Source organism: Photorhabdus tasmaniensis (genome assembly GCF_011189505.1).
Taxonomy (GTDB): domain Bacteria; phylum Pseudomonadota; class Gammaproteobacteria; order Enterobacterales; family Enterobacteriaceae; genus Photorhabdus; species Photorhabdus tasmaniensis.
The window spans coordinates 1-704 of record NZ_PUJU01000180.1 but is presented as its reverse complement, the minus strand read 5'-3'; the positions used below and the strand labels follow the sequence as shown (position 1 = coordinate 704).

Below are 704 nucleotides of genomic sequence, written 5' to 3'. Positions count from 1 at the left end.
TAGAGAGAAGAAAAATTGTCCATCTGTGAAATAAAAAATTGTTGCTAAAATAAGGCTGGTAATAAAAACCATACAGAAAAATAATATAAACCATAGACTGGTAAGCAATAAAAGAGCCTGATAAGTGGCTTTTTGATATCTCATTTACCTCCTCCACGTTTATCTAACTGATTTTCAACTCGATTTCCTACCGCTTCAGAAATTAGAGCTCCACTGATAGCACCGCCGACTTCACCTTTAATTGGGTTAGCTACTATTGGTGCAAGTTTATCAGTAATAACTTTTCCTCCGATTGCACCTACAGCATTACCAACTGCTGCACCTACTACCGGAGCAAGTGGATTTTTATCTTGTAATTTTGCCCCAATATAAGCACCCGTTATACTCGCTACTTCTGTAAACCAAAACCCTTTGCCTTGCGTTACTGCTCCTGTTCCCGTGGCTATCAGTGCATCAGTCATGTTCACAGAACCATTTGTAAGCTGATTACTAATGTTGGCCGTTCCACTAATTAGACCTCCAGCAAAAATACTGCCTATCGTTGCTCCCGATGGCAGCAGCACCGGTGCCACCACTGTGGACATTCCCGCTCCCCATGCTGTTACCAACCCTCTTACTGGATCTTGTCCTTCCGGGTGATCGCCTTTGGCATGTTTTGACAATGCCGCTGAAATCTCTTGAGGGGATTTACCTTCATTTAACAT

At 42.3% G+C, this 704-nt stretch carries 1 protein-coding gene; it reads right to left on the bottom strand.

The window, feature by feature from the left end:
* Positions 1 to 140: 140 nt before the first annotated feature.
* Positions 141 to 704 (bottom strand): hypothetical protein (locus tag C5471_RS23415; protein WP_166296617.1); only part of this gene is annotated, 564 nt, incomplete at its 5' end.